The organism is Geobacillus sp. DSP4a, assembly GCF_013096875.1.
Taxonomy (GTDB): Bacteria; Bacillota; Bacilli; order Bacillales; family Anoxybacillaceae; genus Geobacillus; species Geobacillus thermophilus.
In genome coordinates this window covers 1-247 of record NZ_SDLD01000296.1, presented here as the reverse complement: position 1 = coordinate 247, position 247 = coordinate 1, and the positions used below count along the sequence as shown (strand labels likewise).

Sequence of the window (247 nt, the reverse complement as noted above, 5' to 3'; positions counted from 1 at the left end):
CGCCTCGGACGGGTCTGTTTCTTTCGCAAACGGCTCCCGCGAAAGGGAGTAAAACGATTTATACACCGTGTTCTCCCTCCTTCGCCGGAATCGCCGCAAACGGGGACCGATGGCGTTTTACATAGGCGTTGTCCTCCAAACGAACCCGAACGGCCTCCGCCACCTTCCTTCCATCTTCGTACACATAGACGCCCCGTTCGTCATAGCGGAGTTCAATCGATTGCCCAATGAACCGGGGCGGCACTTC

At 57.1% G+C, this 247-nt stretch carries 1 pseudogene; it reads right to left on the bottom strand.

Annotated elements, in window-relative coordinates:
* Nucleotides 1-58 precede the first annotated feature (58 nt).
* Nucleotides 59-247, bottom strand: a pseudogene (locus ETC02_RS17405) (IS481 family transposase); the annotation flags it as partial.